Annotated in this window: 1 pseudogene; it reads right to left on the bottom strand. The window is 64.6% G+C overall.

The window, feature by feature from the left end:
- Positions 1 to 302 (bottom strand): annotated as a pseudogene (locus EN852_RS38840) (citrate transporter); the annotation flags it as partial.

The following is a 302-nucleotide window of genomic DNA, read 5'->3' on the forward strand; positions in this document are numbered from 1 at the left end:
GGTAGTTGATCACCAGTGCGATGGCAAAGCCGACCATGAACAGCACCGGCATCGGCAGCACGCCGATGATCAGCGCGGTCATCAGCGCCACGGTCAGCGCCAGGTTGACCCACAGCAGCTTCGGGCGCTTGATGTCTTCGGCGTCTTCCACGGTCGGCAGCGGATTGCTGTCATCGGACACGCTGTTGTCCATCCAGCTGCCGCCCTTGGGCAGGGTCACCACGCCGAGGCGACGACGTTCCTTCAGGCCCAGGTACCAGGCCAGCAGCAGTACGCCGGCACAGGCGATCACCATCGACGGG

Origin of the sequence: Mesorhizobium sp. M2E.F.Ca.ET.209.01.1.1 (assembly GCF_004010375.2) — a bacterium.
Lineage (GTDB): Bacteria > Pseudomonadota > Alphaproteobacteria > Rhizobiales > Rhizobiaceae > Mesorhizobium.